Origin of the sequence: Arthrobacter sp. V1I7 (assembly GCF_030817015.1) — a bacterium.
Taxonomy (GTDB): domain Bacteria; phylum Actinomycetota; class Actinomycetes; order Actinomycetales; family Micrococcaceae; genus Arthrobacter.
Map to the genome: position 1 here is coordinate 2,469,710 of NZ_JAUSYS010000001.1, position 14,794 is coordinate 2,484,503.

Consider the following 14,794-nt stretch of genomic DNA (forward strand, 5'->3'; position numbering starts at 1 on the left):
TACTTCTCCCTGTGGGCGGGCGACATATGGACCGATATCGGCCAGGGCCACGGGCGGCCTGTGGCTCGGCTGCTGGCGTTGCTGCGGACCCACATCGCGTGTCGCCAACACGCCGCCAGAGACCGATCTTTGCACGCAGCGACTCTCACACACCCACAGCGGCGCACTCCGGCGTCTCGAACAATCCTGTCCTCCCTGCGCTGAGATTGCACCTAAACAGCCCCAGTCATGCAGCACCCACCCGCCCACACCATGAAGGTGAGACAGAGGAACCCGGAATCCCGGCCAGGATCGCCCTCCAAAAAAGATCGAAAAATTCTGCTGACTCATGTAGTAGCCCACGAAAGCCACCATGAACAGGTATGCAAACAAGAATCCGCAACTAGCAGCCCGCGGCCCCGGACCCGATCGCGAATCAGGTCATGTCGCTCCGGCGAGTAGTGACCATGAAGAAGTGAAAGGCGAAACATTAGCCAGCCCAGGAGAAAGGAAGCATCGGCCACGCGAACGGCCAGCCACAACTGAACAGGGGTTCCCACTGAGGAGTCCAGATCATCTCAGCACAGGGTGTGTACAGATGTGTACACAGTACACAGGGTTAGAGGCCCTTAAAAGGCCTCCAGCCTAGGGGAAAACGCGTGCCCGAGGTGGGACTCGAACCGGACTCCTGCCCTTGAAAATCCGCGATGTCGCCGAAAACCTCCCCAATCCGTCGCAGTCCGACGCCGGTACAACCGAATCCGAAGCCCCAGGTGTGCACATTGTGCACACCCTCTTTTGTGAGCATTTCTGCTGCTTTGCCATGCGCAGCACCCCTTCGCCGAGTCAGAGTCCCGCTTCATCGCGGGCTGTCGCTCCGCGCTGTGGTCCGATTTTCCACCTTGAGCCGGAACGCGACGCACGACCTTGGCCGGGCATTGATGTGCGGAGCGAGCCGAGGACTGCGATTCAATGAACGTCATAGTGTTGCGACCTCCCTTGACCATCTCATGGGCGAGATGACAGAGGAGAACATCACCAGAACTTCGCTCTATCAAGCAACGGACAGCATCAAGGCCCCAGCGCGTTCCAGAACGACAATACGTCGATTATCGACTTTCTAGCACAGCTCGGGGGAAAGGTCTAGGAGGCTGCTGAAATAGGCGGGGCTGGGCGCGTCGGCCGGACTCGTGAGGCTGGTAGTTAAGACTGGTCTTATGCAGGGACGCGAGGACGCTCAACGCGGGTACTTGGATGTGGAGGCGCTGGCTGGAGAGTTGTTGGCTCCGGGCAGCGTCTTCGCTTTTCTGGCCAAAAATCGGGGGCGCCTGTTTCCGGATGCAATGATGGAGGACCTCTTCCCGTCGCGGCGGGGCCGACCTTCAGTTCCGGCGCCGGTCACCGGTTCGGTGCTTGTGCTGCAGGCATTGCAGGGGCTCTCTGACCGGGAAACAGCCGAGGCTCTGACGTATGATCTGCGGTGGAAGGCCGCGTGCGGGTACGGGCTGACCGATACGGCATTCCACCCGAGCACGCTGACGTATTGGCGCCGTCGTCTGGCCGCCTCCGATAACCCGCACCGGATCATGGAGGCCATCGCCGAAGTCGTGGCGGAGACCGGAATCCTGAAGGGCAAGCGCCGGCGGGCGGTGGATTCAACAGTCCTGGACGACGCGGTCGCGAGGCAGGACACCATCTAAGGCCTCAGCCGAGGAGCTATCAGGTCTGCGCCGGTGGGTCGCGTTCTACAAGCAAGAACGAAGCCTGCTGCTCACCGGAGACGTCGTCCGAATGGACGGCCCCGACTCCAAAATACTGGTCCACGGGGTTGTCAGCAGAGACCGTGCACGGGCGATCTTCGCGGTTGCCGCGCTCGACAGCCTGTACCCGGATCCGGCCGGACGCCTGAAGCTCCGCGGACTCGACCCGGACGGTCCTGGCACACGTCGGTCTGGCATCCCCCCAGAATCCACCCGGACCAGGTGGTTCTGTACCGCATCACCAGGACCGGCTAGGGCACCGGCAAACATACTTGTTTGCCCGGGAATACAATCTGATTCTGCTCAGTTATGAGTGTAGTCACTACCGCGAGCGATCAGTAAGTGGATTTACTGTTCGACGACGGCCGAACATCGGCTGGCGCGGTTGTGATGCTCTGACACTTCGAACGCAAAAGGATGAACTCCCATGACCTTGTCTTCTCTTTGGCAACCCTTCAGCCTTGGCCGCCTGGACCTTCCCCACCGGCTGGCGCTGGCACCAATGACCCGAAGCCGTTCCAACCCGATGGTACGCCGGGTGACCTGGCCGCTGAATACTACGGGCAGCGCGCTTCCCTGGGATTGATCATCACCGAGGGCACGCAACCGTCGGCGGACGGGCAGGGCTATCCGAACACGCCGGGGATCTACACCCCCGAGCAGATCGAGGGCTGGCGGAAAGTCACCGAAACGGTGCATGCCGGTGGTGGGGCGGTGTTCATCCAGCTCATGCATGTGGGCCGGATGGCTCACCCGGACAACACCCCCCACCACTGTCAGCCGGTGGCACCGTCAGCGATCTCCGGGGACCAGGAAATATTCACGCCAACAGGATTGCAGAAGACGCCGACGCCGCGGGAGCTGAGCCCGGAGGATATCCAGGCCACCGTGGCTGAGTTCCGTCACGCCGCAGCATCCGCCATCGCCGCCGGCGCCGACGGAGTCGAAATCCACGGCGCGAACGGCTATCTCTTGCACCAGTTCCTCTCCCCCAACGCCAACCACCGCACCGACTCCTACGGCGGATCCGTAGAAAACCGGTCCCGGTTCGTGATCGAGATCGCCCAGGCCCTGACGGAGGAAATCGGGGCGGACCGGGTTGGCATCCGCCTCTCCCCCGCCATGCCCCTGGGCGGAATCGACGAGGGCGACACCGAGAGTATGCGCACCCAGTACCGGCACCTGGTCGGCGAGCTCGCCACCCTGAACCTGGCATACCTGCACCTTCACCATGTGGGCGACGACGAACTGCTCCGCTCCCTCAGGGACGTATGGCCGACGGCGGTCCTGGTGGTCCGTTACGGACGTAACCGTGAACAGATCGCCGGCGACATCGAGGCGGGCCTTGCCGACATCGCCCCGCTGGGCCGCTTCGCGCTGGCCAACCCCGACATCGTCGAGCGGCTGCGTTCCGACGCCCCGCTGAATGAGATGGACCCCGCAACCCTCTACGGCGGCGGCGCCTCCGGGTACACCGACTACCCAGTCCTTGCCCACGCCTGATCCAGCGCCCCAAGCTGCCCGCCCTGGTTGATCCCCTTGCAGCCCTGGGCGGGCAGTCCCGAAAGACTCATCAGCACTATTCGCGCTGACCGGCGCGGATGCAGTCCCGTAACAAGAAAGACCAAGAAATGCCCTCACTAAATGGAGCAGTCGTCCTCGTCACCGGTGCAAACGGCGGCATCGGAACCCACTTCGTCCACGACGCCCTCGCCCGCGGTGCCAGCAAGGTCTACGCCACGGCCCGCACCCCCCGCACCTGGGAGGACGAGCGCATCGTCCCGCTCACCCTCGACGTCACAGACCCCGCTTCCATTCAGGCCGCAGTCGCAGCCGCCGGGGACGTCACGGTGTTGATCAACAATGCCGGAGCTTCAGTGACAAGCCCGGGCATCCTCACCCACACCGATGCGGAGATCCGGACCAACGTCGAGACCAACTTCCTCGGCCCACTCTTCCTCGCCCGGGCCTTCGCACCGATCCTGTCCGCGAAGGATGACCTGGTAATCATCGACATCCACTCCGCCATGAGCTGGTACGCCGTCGGCGGCATTTACAGCGCCACCAAGGCCGCCCTCTGGTCGGCCACCAACTCCCTGCGTCTGGAACTCGCCCCCAAGGGGGTCCACGTGGTGGGCGTCCACGTCGGGTACGTAGACACGGCGATGGCCGCGAACGCCACCGACCCCAAGATGGACCCGGCCGACCTAGTCCGCACCGTACTGGATGCCGTCGAAGCCGGCGAGTACGAGGTCCTAGCCGACGAGACTTCTGTGCAGCTCAAGGCCGGCCTCAGCGCCCCCATCGAGGCCCTCTACCCCCAGCTGGCCGCCAAGACCACCTAGAACACCTGTGGCGCCGTGGTCATGAAAAACCACCTCACATGACCACGGCGCTTCCCACACCCGGATCATCAAACCGGCATGCCCGACTGCGCGAGCAGGGGTGGACTATGGTGACCCCGCTTCGAACTCAGAACGAGCGGTCCGCGGCTCTCCCCTGCTCGCAACGATCAGGCTTCCCCCTTGGCGGAAATCTGAGCTCAGTCATAATTGATTATGATCATGTTAGTCCTTTCAAGTCCAGGGAGTGCCGGTACCGACCACCTGCCCGCGGCAGGGGCTCCCCAGACATATCGCTGCACCGAAGGCACCAACTACTAACCAACACCTCCAGAAGGAGCATCACAGCATGCGGGCATTCGTCGTCACCAAGTACAAGGAGCCGCTGCGCGAAGCGGAGGTTGCTGAGCCGACCGTCGGCGAGAGGGACGTGCTCGTGCAGGTTCAAGCGGCGGGCCTGAACCAGTTGGACGAGAAGATCCGGCTGGGCGAGTTCAAGCAAATCCTCCCTTACAAGCTCCAGCTGATCCTCGGCAAAGACGTGGCCGGCACCGTCCTGCAGGTCGGGGCTAAGGTGCGCGGGTTCAAGCCCGGTGATGAGGTTTACGGCCGCCCCGGCAAGGACCGCATCGGCACGTTCGCCGAGCGCATCGCGGTCGCCGAGGATGACCTTGCGTTGAAGCCTGCATCGGCCAGCATGGAGGAGGCCGGCTCGCTGCCGCTGGTGGCGCTGACCGCATGGCAGGCCCTCGTTGAGCGGGGCAACGTGCGTCCCGGACAGAAGGTTCTCATTCACGCGGGAGCCGGTGGGGTCGGCTCTATCGCCATCCAGCTCGCCAAGCACCTCGGCGCGACCGTTGCAACCACCGCGAGCGGCTCCAACGCCGGCTTCGTGCGCGACCTCGGAGCGGACATCGTGATCGACTACCGCACCCAGGACTTCGAGCAACTCCTCAGCGGCTACGACCTCGTGCTCGACAGCCTCGGCGGGGAGAACCTCGAGAAGTCACTGCGCATCCTCAAACCCGGTGGCAAGGCCATGGGTATCTCCGGACCGCCGGATCCGGCGTTCGCTCGCAAAGCCGGGCTGAATCCTGCGCTTCGCCTGGCAATCACTCTACTCAGCACCAAAATTCGCCGGAAGGCCAGGAAGCTCGGCGTCAGCTATGAGTTCCTCTTCATGCGCGCCAGCGGCGACCAACTGCGCCAGATCGCATCGCTGGTCGACGACGGCGTGCTGCGCCCCACCGTAGGGAAGGTCTTCAGCTTCGACCAGACCCGAGAGGCGCTGCAGTCCCTGGCCGAGGGCGGCATCCGCGGCAAAGCAGTGGTCGCCCTGACCCACTGAACCGCCACCTTTTCCACCTCACAAACCACGCAGGAGCACAACCGTCATGGACAACACCGGCACCCCGCACGACTCTGTCGTCACCTCGTACGCGATAGCACCTACCAAAGCCCTCACAGCCGAAGGTGTCACCTACGCCTACCGGGAGCTGGGGCCGAAGGGCGGCATCCCCGTCGTGTTCTTCGTGCACCTCGCCGCCACATTGGATAACTGGGATCCCCGGATCATCGACCCCATCGCGAAGAACCGCCACGTCATCACCTTCGACCAGCCCGGTGTCGGCGCTTCCACCGGGCAGGTTCCCCACAACATCGAGGCAATGGCCGACGACGCCTACATCTTCATCAAGGCCCTCGGGTTCGACAAAATCGATGTCTTCTCCTTTTCATTGGGCGGCATGATCGCCCAGGACCTGGCCCTCAAACATCCCGACGTTGTCCGCAAGCTCGTGCTGACCGGAACCGGCCCGCGCGGCGGCAAGGATATCGACAAAGTCGTCGGCACCACCTACTGGGACATACTCCGCGCAACCCTGACAAGGTCCGATCCCAAGGAGTTCCTGTTCTTCAACCGCAACACCACCGGCAAACCCGCAGCGAAAGCGTTCATCAAGCGCCTCCAGGAGCGCACTGCCGACCGTGACAAGCCGATCAGCACCCGTGCATTCCAAACGCAGCTGAAGGCAATCCAGGCCTTCGGCCGCTCCGCCCCGTCAGACCTGTCTACGCTCGCGCACCCCACCCTCATCGCCAACGGCGACAACGACCGCATGGTGCCATCCGTCCTCTCCGAAGACCTGCACCGGCGCATCCAAGGATCCGAGCTAATCATCTACCCCGACTCCGGCCACGGCGGCATCTTCCAGCACCACGCCACATTCGCTCCGGCCGCCGTCGACTTCCTGGCCACCTGACCAGAAATGCCGCTCGCGGAGGGCTATACTCATAACTGAGCCCAGTCAGTTTATCTCGAGGAGAGCCTGCATGCCTGTCGCATCCCAGCCGCTTGGACGGCGTGAGCGGAACAAGCAGCAGAAGCTGGACCGCATCACCGCCGCAGCCAGCGAGCTGTTCGCTAAGCACGGCGTGGAGGATGTCACTACCCAGCAGATCGCCGATAAGGCCGACATCGGCACCGGAACCCTGTTCCTCTACGCCAAGACCAAGGGAGAACTCCTCCTGCTCGTGCAGAACGCCCACTACGCCGAAGCGCTCGAGCGGGGCCGGGCCGATGCTGAAACCATCCCGAATGCACTGGATGCAGTGCTGTCCATCGTGCGGCCGATCGTGGAGTGCAACCGTATCCAGGTCGATAACGGGCGCACTTATCTGCGGGAAATGGTCTTCGGCGACCCGGCCGAGCCGCACCACAGCCAGGCTCTCTCCATCGTCGCGCAGACCGAGGAAGCCATCGGCGCCGTCCTGGGCCGCGATGAACTTCTCAATGCCGATGATGCCGCAACAACCGCACGCATCGTCTCGGCGATCATGTTCCTCAGCATGGCAGTGAATGCAAATCCCGCTCTTCGCACCGAGGACATTGTGCAGGACATCAGGACCCAGATCCGCCTGCTCCTGCCCCGCTAACGCACGAACCTTCACCTATCGCCGCCAGGCTTGCCGCATGTCAGCCGGAACTACACCCCAACCTGACAAGGGTTTCCTTCCCTGGAGTGCAAAAGCAGCGGGAATTGTTTGCTGCCACCGCCCACAGCCGGGGACAATTCTTAGAGGTTATCCACCGCTGCTACTGCCAGGGAGCTACCCAACGGCTCCCAATCCCAGCCGTGGATAACCTGAATTGACCCCAGCTATGGACGGCTCAGAGGGGGATCAGATCCGGCCGCGTGATCAGCAGGGGCGGGTTTGTCCGGCCGAGGCCGGTTGACGGAATCGCGGTTATCGGCGTTCCAAAACAAGCGGGGGAGTGCCCGGTGAGTATGTCAACATGACTCAGGACCACTGAGACGGCCTGATCCAGGACCACACTGGGCCTGACACAGCATCGTCTTTAGGCTTGCAATTTCGAGTGGAGCTCTGGCTCCCCGTTTGATGGACGGTATTCGGGCGGCCAAGGAGCCCGCCTTCGGGGTGGGCTGTTTTTGGATGCTCGTCCTCCCGGGCACCGCCTGGCAGCGCCCGGGCCGGGGGCCCGGTTTCACAGCTGGATGCCGGCCCTTACGGCGTCGAGCGGGAAGGGGCTGCTGCCCGGGTGCGTACGTGCGCGGGGTCCGAAGTGTTGCACTCGTCCCGGCTGGTCCAGACACGGTAACGATCCGTGCCCTCGCGGTGCGATCCGCGGGTCCTCGTCAGAACCCGCTTAGCCAGAGACGGTTCTAGCGTTTATCTTCGATGAGCGCGGCGAGCCCCGAGAGGCCGTTAGCGCCGGCGACGGCTCGACGGACGACGTTTGCGCGGGCACTGCCAAGCGCTTCTGTGGCCGTGGAGAACAGGTCCATGTCGATGAGTTCGAGTCCTGTGAGGTGCGCCGAGTTCTCAACGGTGATCGCCGGCCCAAACGCTTCAAGGGCGAAACTCGTGGCCGATCCTGAGCGGAAGACTTCAAGCAACGGGGTCAGGGGAAGCCCGAGTTCCTCCGCGAGGGCGAGGATTTCGATGAGGTTCTGGTGGTTCATCATCATGAGCGTGTTGTTGAAGAGTTTTCCGGACTGGCCGGAACCGATGGCTCCGATATGGATCACCCGTTTGGAGAACGTGTTGAAGACTGGCCGCAGCCGATCGACCACGGCTTCCTGCCCGCCGACGATCGTTGTGAGTTGACGCGCGAAGGCGACGGCGCGGCCCCCACTGACGGGGGCGTCGACCACTTCAATGCCGTAGGGGGCGGCAAGTTCAGCGAGCTGCTGCATTGCCCGTGGGGTGCCCGTGCCATGGTTGACGAGGACTGAGCCGCGCCGCATGTGTGCGAGCAGGCCTCCTGTTGTGGCCACTTCGAGGTTGTCCGAGTCCTCAGGCAGGCAGAGGGCGACGATGTCGCTGGCGGCGGCCAGTGCGGCAACGGTTGCATGTGCGGTGAAGGGGACGCCGGTGAGTGCTTTGAGCGAGGCCGGACGGCGCGCCCATACCTGCAGCGGATAACACGCGTCGGCGATGGCGGCGGCTATCGGCGCCCCCTGGTCTCCGAGCCCAACGAACCCAACGGTTGGATGGGCTGATCTTTGCGTTGTGGTCATGATGTTCCGTTCTGGAATAAAAGAGGGTCTGTATAGAGGGGCGGATCGCCCAACGTCGATGAGTAGCAGAAATGCCGGGGCGTGTGGGCTGCTGCTGGTCCAAGCACCCCACACGTGCGGCATCCGTGGTGAGGGCGCAGATGGGGCAGGTGCCCCGGGCGCCTAGGTGTATTACCCACGGAGGTTGGTGACACGGCTGGCGGGTGGTTGACCCTTGAGTGAGGTGTGGCCTCGGTTGTGATTGTAGTGGTGCAACCAGGCGGGGAAAGCGGCAACACGCTCGGCCTCTGATGCGTAGGGCTTCGCGTAGGCCCATTCGTCGAGCATGGTGCGGTTGAACCGCTCAACCTTTCCGTTGGTCTGGGGGCGATAGGGGCGCGTGCGTTTGTGCTTGATGTCCGCACCGAGAGCCTGGGCGAAGACGCGGGAGCGGTAGCAGGAGCCGTTATCTGTCAAGACCCGGCTCACCGTGATCCCGGCGGCGTTGAAGGCAGCGTTTGCCCGTTCCCAGAAGCCGGCGGCGGTTTCTTTCTTCTCGTCAGAGAGGATCTCGGTGTAGGCAAAGCGGGAGTGGTCATCGACTGCGTTATGCAGGTAAGCGTAGCCGGGCCTGCGGTTGGCGTTTGTGCCGGTCTTGTTCCGGTTCCCCGCGGCCCGGCCGGTCACGCGGTGTCCGCCGCCGTCAGGAATCCGGCCGAGTTTCTTGATGTCCACGTGGACCATGTCCCCGGGGTTCTGGTGCTCGTAGCGGCGGATCACCCTGCCCGTGGCCCGGTCCAGCCACGACAGCCTGGCAAGCCGGTACCGGGAGAGGACCTTGTGCACGGTGGACGGGTGGATACCGAGCAGGTAACCGATCCTCGCCGGCCCCCAGCGGCGGTTGACCCGCAGCGCGATGATTCGTCGTTCCCGCCGGGCAGGAGTGCGGCGCGGGGACCGGGACGGCCGGCTGGAGAGGTCCTCCATGCCGTCTTCGCCCAGCTCCCGGTAGCGGCTGGCCCAGCGCGCCGCGGTCGGGACGGAGACCTGAAAACGTTCTGCAGCCCGACGTAACGGCCAGCCGTCCTCGACAATGCACTTTGCCAGCTCGATCCGTCCCCTGCGGGCGAGAAAAGCATTAGGGTGGGACATTGAAGACCTCCGTTTGTGGAATTGGACTCTAGACAAGCCCCACTCCACTCGGAGGTCTTCTTCATGTCACCACACCACGCCGACCGTCACTAACGTCTGTGGTTAATACACCTAGGCCCGGGCCAGCTCGACCGGCGCGATTGCGTCGAGTTCGGCGACAGCGTCCGCCGGCAGCACCAGCTCGGCAGCGGCCATGTTCTCGCGCAGGTGGGCAACTGATGAAGTTCCCGGGATCACAACGGAGGTCGCGGAGCGCTGCAGGAGCCAGGCCAGGGCTGTCTGCTGCGGGGTAGCGCCGAGCCGGGTTGCGACGGCGGTGAGGACATCGGACTGTAGCGGCGAGAAGCCGCCGAGCGGGAAGAAGGACGCGAAGGCGATGTTCTCGCGGGCGGCACGGGCGACGAGTGCGTCGTCCTCACGGTTGACGAGGTTGTAAAGATTCTGTATGGCAACGACCGGGGCGATGGTCAGTGCCTCCGTCAACTGGGCGTCGGAGATGCCGCTGAGGCCCAGGTGCTTAATAACGCCCTCCTGCCGCAGTTCGGCCAGGGCTGTGAACTCGCGGGCGATGGAATCATCGGTCGTTCCATCGTGTGAGCCCAGCCGAAGGTAAACGACGTCCAGGACGTCCAGGCCAAGGTTCTCGAGGTTGGAGTAGACCTGTTCTTTCAGTGATTCCGGCCCCGTATTGGGGATCCATGAGCCGTCCTCGCCGCGAAGCGCGCCAACCTTGGTGAAGATGTGCAGGTCCTTGGCGTACGGGCTCAGGGCTTCCTTGATGATTCCGTTGGTCACGCCAGGTCCATAGAAATCGGCGGTGTCGATGTAGTTCACGCCGAGCTCTAGGGCAGTGCGGAGCACAGCAAGCGCCTGGTCACGGTCTTTGGGCTGGCCGAACACATTCGGGCCGGTCAGCTGCATGGAGCCGTAGCCGACCCGGTTGATGGTGAGGTCGTCGGCGAGAGTAAGGGTTCCACCGGGTGTGGTTGTCATGACTGTTTCCTTTCAAGGGGGTACCAGCCGAATAACTAACTAACTGGTTAGCTAAAGTATGATCCCTATCTAACCGGTTAGTCAAGTAGACTGGTGGGAACGAGAGGAAATGCCATGCAGAACGCAGAAGCCACTAAGGAGCGCATCCTGAAAGCAGCACTGGGCGAGTTTTCCGCGCACGGGGTAGCCGGAGCGCGGGTTGACCGCATCGCGAAGGCGGCCGGCTGCAACAAGAACCTGATCTACATCTACTTCGACAACAAGGAGACGTTGTTTACGACGGTCCTGGAGCGGAACCTGGCCCGCGTGTACGAGGACATGCCGTTCACGCCCGAGGACCCGGCAGCCTTCGCCGGGCGGGTGTTCGACTTCTCGATGGAAAACCCGGACCTCCTGAGGCTCCTGGCCTGGTCTACTCTCGAAAAATCGGTCAAACTCCCTGCCGGCCGCTCCGGCTCCCACAATGCGAAAGTCGCCGCGGTCGCCCAGGCGCAGGTAGACGGGAAAATCAGTGCCGCGTTTTCCGCCCCGTACGTCATGACGTCGATCATGGCACTGGCGACCTCGTGGTCCCCGGCTTTTCCCTTCGGGATGGCACCGGACGAGCACCAGCCCGCCCCGGCGGAGTTGCGACGCTACATTGTCCGCACGATCTCAGCCATCACGGAGGGCAGCGCAGCCGACGAAGGGTCGCCGAGGCAGGGCTAAACCGACACCAAACGGTTAATACGGCGCCGGGCTCCCGAGGTGCGGGACTGTAATTTAAACGGTGTAACTCCGGAGAATTAGGAGGTTGCCGTGACTGATGTGATTAGTGATGTGACTGCTGCGACGAGCATGGTTGCGCCGGCTCCGGCGGACGCGCTGGATGAGCAGTTGGTGCAGCAGCTGAGTGAGCGGGCGCGTGCGGAAGGCCTGCGGCTGACCGGTGAGGGCGGGCTGCTGTCCCGGCTGACGAAGATGGTCGTGGAATCGGCGCTGGAGGGCGAGATGGAGGACCATCTGGGCTACGCCCGGCACGATCCGGCTGGCAGGGACGGCGGGAACTCGCGGAACGGCACCCGGTCCAAGGAGCTGTTGACCGAGGCCGGTCCGGTGCAGATCGCGGTGCCGCGGGATCGGGACGGCTCGTTCACCCCGGAGCTGGTCAGGAAGCGGCAGCGCCGCCTGTCCGGGCTCGATGACCTGGTCATCTCGCTGTCCGCCAAGGGACTCACGTACGGGGAGATCTGCGCCCACCTGGCCGAGGTCTACGGCGCGGAGGTCTCCAAGCAGACGATCTCCACCATCACGGAGAAGGTCTTGGAGGGTTTGTCGGCCTGGCAGAGCCGACCGCTGGATCCGGTCTATCCGGTGATCTTCATCGACGCGGTGATCGTGAAGATCCGCGACGGGCAGGTCACGAACCGGCCGATCTACGTGGCGCTGGCGGTGACCTGCGAGGGCACCCGTGACATTCTTGGGCTCTGGGCGGGCGAGCACGGTGACGGGGAGGGGGCGAAGTACTGGCTGCGGGTCCTGTCCGAGATCAAGAACCGCGGCACCCAGGACTGCCTGATTGTGGTCTGTGACGGGCTCAAGGGCCTGCCCGAGGCCATCGCCACCGTCTGGCCGCAGACGATCACCCAGACCTGCATTGTTCACCTTTTGCGCAACTCGTTCCGCTACGCGTCGAAGAAGGACTGGTCCGCGATCGCGAAGGACCTCAAGCCCGTCTATACGGCGGCGTCGGAATCCGATGCCCTGGACCGGTTCGTGGAGTTCAGCGAGAAGTGGGAGAAGCGCTACCCGGCGATCATCCGGCTGTGGACCAACGCCTGGGCCGAGTTCGTGCCCTTCCTGCAGTTCGACCGCGAGATCCGCACGATCATCTGCACGACCAACGCCATAGAGAGCATCAACGCGCGCATCCGGCGAGCCGTGAATGCCCGCGGACACTTCCCCACGGAGCAGGCCGCGCTCAAATGCGTCTATCTGGCGGTCATGAGTCTGGACCCCACCGGGACGGGCCGACAACGCTGGTCCAACCGCTGGAAGGCTGCGCTCAATGCCTTCGAAGTCACCTTCGACGGACGCCTGTCCGCCGGCAAGAAATAAAATCAAAACCAGTTACACCGAAAACTTGACGCTGATACTGGAAGGGTCCGGGAATGCAGTGACCCGATACTTGACTGGCGGCCCCCTTCGGGGGACCTGTCCTTGACCTGATTTGTCCTGCGTTCCCGGGACCAGCCGTGGGCTCTGCCGGTTCATGACCTCATAGGAGCATGACCGATCCCATGACCAGTTGGCCCTGCCATGGTGCGCGTCCCTTCAGCGTCCTGTCTGCGGCCGACAGGGCCAACGGTGACAACCCGAACCGTTGCTTGGAAGGACACCATATGCCACACGCGAGAGCGGATGTCGACGCGGCCGGACGCGTCGCCGGGGTCGACACCCACACCGACACTCACACCCTTGCCATTCTCACCGAGAACGGCGCGGTGGTCTCCACCGCGACGTTCACGGCGGACAGCCGTGGCTATGCCGCGCTCATCGATGCCGTAGCCTCAGCCGGCCCCGTCCGGGGGATCGGTGTCGAGGGCACCAACTCCTACGGCGCCGGCCTGACCCGGGCCCTTCAGTCCGCCGGACACACCGTGCTGGAAGTCCTGCGCCCTACCCGGCAGGTGCGCCGGATGAATGGGAAATCAGATCCTGTCGACGCAGTCGAAGCTGCCCGTACGGTGCTTTCCGGCCGTGGCATCTCCATCCCGAAAGACACCAACACCGCCGCTGAATCCATCCGATTCCTGCTCGGCGCGCGGAAACGGTTCGTCTCCTCCATGACCTCGATCTCCAACGCCATTAAAGGGCTGCTGATCACCGCTCCAGAACCGGTCCGCGCCAGATACCGGGACCTGGACACGGACGCGCTGCTGCGCCGTCTGGCCAGTAGTCGTCCTGGATCCGATCTGGCCGGCCCTGAAGACGCCGCCGGGCTGGCCCTGAAGACGATGGCTTGCGCCCACCAGGAGCTCTCAGACCGCGTCGCCGGCATCGAGACGCAATTGCATGAACTCGTCCAGGCGCACCACCCAGCATTGCTGGATGTCTACGGCGTCGGGACCCTGGTCGCCGCGCAACTCGTCGTGACCGCGGGCGGCAACCCAGAGCGGATCCGCAACGAAGCGTCGTTCGCCGCGCTCTGCGGCGCCGCGCCAATCCCGGCGTCCTCCGGGCGCACCACCCGCCACCGGCTCAACCGTGGCGGCGACAGACAGGGTAACGCCGCCCTCCACCGCATCGCACTCGTCCGAATGCGCCACGACCCCAAAACCCGCGCCTACGTCGAGCGCCGCACACAGGATGGCAAGAGCAAGAAGGAAATCATCCGCTGCCTCAAAAGGGCCATCGTCCGAGAGATCTACCGCATCCTTACCAGCCCAGCAGTAAGGACGGTCCAAGCCGACCTCCGCGCCATTCGCACGAAAAAGAACATCACCCTCAGTCAAGTGGCCGTAGCCTTAAGCACGTGGCCCGCCCGGATCTCCGATATCGAGCGCAAAGCCCGGCCGCTGCCCGAACTCGCCGATCGCTACAGAAACTGGCTCGCCACCGCTTGACACACGATAGGAGCATCAGACCCCGAGGTGCGGCCGCCCGGAGTCGATTTCACCCATTCCTGTCCTGGACATTGTCCGGTCCGGATTGTCACCGCCAACACGGCGTTGAGCGCGGACTAACAACCAGCGGGTTTAAGTGTGATGTCCGTTAATGGTTCCCTGCAGGACGCTGGGCAGCCTCGTTGTCTTTGGATGGCTAAGCGTTTTGTTGGGAGATGGTGTGGGCGAGTCGGTAGGAGTCGGTGCCGGTTTCGATGATGGTGCCGTTGAAGGTGAGGCGGTCGCGTGTGCGGTGGCGTAACTGCCCCGTCGGGATGCCTCCTCAGTGACCACGCGGGGCGTTCGGGGAGAGGCTCCGGCTCGCTGCAGTGGCTTCGCAACGGCAACGTATTGCGTTGCCGGCCACATATATGTATTATTATGTGGTCGGCAACTAAAGTCAT

Annotated in this window: 10 protein-coding genes and 3 pseudogenes; 9 read left to right on the forward strand and 4 right to left on the reverse strand. The window is 63.5% G+C overall.

Going from position 1 to position 14,794, the window contains the following annotated elements; all coding sequences use genetic code 11:
• Positions 1–1,196: 1,196 nt before the first annotated feature.
• The 6 genes and pseudogenes from QFZ69_RS11460 to QFZ69_RS11485 all read left to right on the forward strand — a co-directional run.
• Positions 1,197–1,676, forward strand: a pseudogene (locus QFZ69_RS11460) (transposase); the annotation flags it as partial.
• A 490-nt stretch (positions 1,677–2,166) separates the two neighbouring features.
• Positions 2,167–3,242, forward strand: a pseudogene (locus QFZ69_RS11465) (alkene reductase).
• A gap of 128 nt (positions 3,243–3,370) precedes the next feature.
• Positions 3,371–4,084, forward strand: coding sequence for an SDR family oxidoreductase (locus tag QFZ69_RS11470; RefSeq protein ID WP_307000129.1), 714 nt, complete (start codon positions 3,371–3,373; stop codon positions 4,082–4,084).
• Positions 4,085–4,430: 346 nt separating this feature from the next.
• Positions 4,431–5,429, forward strand: a complete 999-nt coding sequence (locus QFZ69_RS11475) for an NADP-dependent oxidoreductase (protein ID WP_306918273.1) — start codon at positions 4,431–4,433, stop codon at positions 5,427–5,429.
• Between the two features lie 46 nt (positions 5,430–5,475).
• Positions 5,476–6,342, forward strand: a complete 867-nt coding sequence (locus QFZ69_RS11480; protein WP_306918276.1) for an alpha/beta fold hydrolase — start codon at positions 5,476–5,478, stop codon at positions 6,340–6,342.
• A 70-nt stretch (positions 6,343–6,412) separates the two neighbouring features.
• Positions 6,413–7,015, forward strand: a complete 603-nt coding sequence (locus QFZ69_RS11485; RefSeq protein ID WP_306918277.1) for a TetR/AcrR family transcriptional regulator — start codon at positions 6,413–6,415, stop codon at positions 7,013–7,015.
• A 749-nt stretch (positions 7,016–7,764) separates the two neighbouring features.
• On the opposite strand, the gene QFZ69_RS11490 is transcribed toward QFZ69_RS11485, so the two are convergent.
• The 3 genes from QFZ69_RS11490 to QFZ69_RS11500 form a co-directional block, all read right to left on the reverse strand.
• Positions 7,765–8,622: an NAD(P)-dependent oxidoreductase gene (locus tag QFZ69_RS11490; RefSeq protein ID WP_306918279.1), complete on the reverse strand. Its 858-nt coding sequence runs from the start codon at positions 8,620–8,622 to the stop codon at positions 7,765–7,767.
• A 171-nt stretch (positions 8,623–8,793) separates the two neighbouring features.
• Complete coding sequence (locus QFZ69_RS11495; RefSeq protein WP_306913615.1) at positions 8,794–9,753, reverse strand: IS481 family transposase; 960 nt, start codon at positions 9,751–9,753, stop codon at positions 8,794–8,796.
• 111 nt (positions 9,754–9,864) lie between these two features.
• The gene (locus QFZ69_RS11500) at positions 9,865–10,746 is read right to left on the reverse strand and encodes an oxidoreductase (RefSeq protein WP_306918281.1); all 882 of its coding nucleotides are present in this window, start codon (positions 10,744–10,746) and stop codon (positions 9,865–9,867) included.
• Positions 10,747–10,860: 114 nt separating this feature from the next.
• Between QFZ69_RS11500 and QFZ69_RS11505 the strand changes: the two genes are divergently transcribed.
• From QFZ69_RS11505 to QFZ69_RS11515, 3 genes are all read left to right on the forward strand, one after another.
• Positions 10,861–11,454 carry a TetR family transcriptional regulator gene (locus tag QFZ69_RS11505; protein WP_306918282.1) on the forward strand — a complete coding sequence of 198 codons (594 nt, stop codon included), beginning with the start codon at positions 10,861–10,863 and terminating at the stop codon, positions 11,452–11,454.
• 129 nt (positions 11,455–11,583) lie between these two features.
• Positions 11,584–12,843 (forward strand): IS256 family transposase, encoded by a 1,260-nt coding sequence (locus QFZ69_RS11510; protein ID WP_306919544.1) that lies wholly within the window; start codon positions 11,584–11,586, stop codon positions 12,841–12,843.
• 284 nt (positions 12,844–13,127) lie between these two features.
• Complete coding sequence (locus QFZ69_RS11515; RefSeq protein WP_306912914.1) at positions 13,128–14,351, forward strand: IS110 family transposase; 1,224 nt, start codon at positions 13,128–13,130, stop codon at positions 14,349–14,351.
• A 196-nt stretch (positions 14,352–14,547) separates the two neighbouring features.
• On the opposite strand, the pseudogene QFZ69_RS11520 reads toward QFZ69_RS11515, so the two are convergent.
• Positions 14,548–14,634 (reverse strand): annotated as a pseudogene (locus QFZ69_RS11520) (AAA family ATPase); the annotation flags it as partial.
• Positions 14,635–14,794 lie beyond the last annotated feature (160 nt).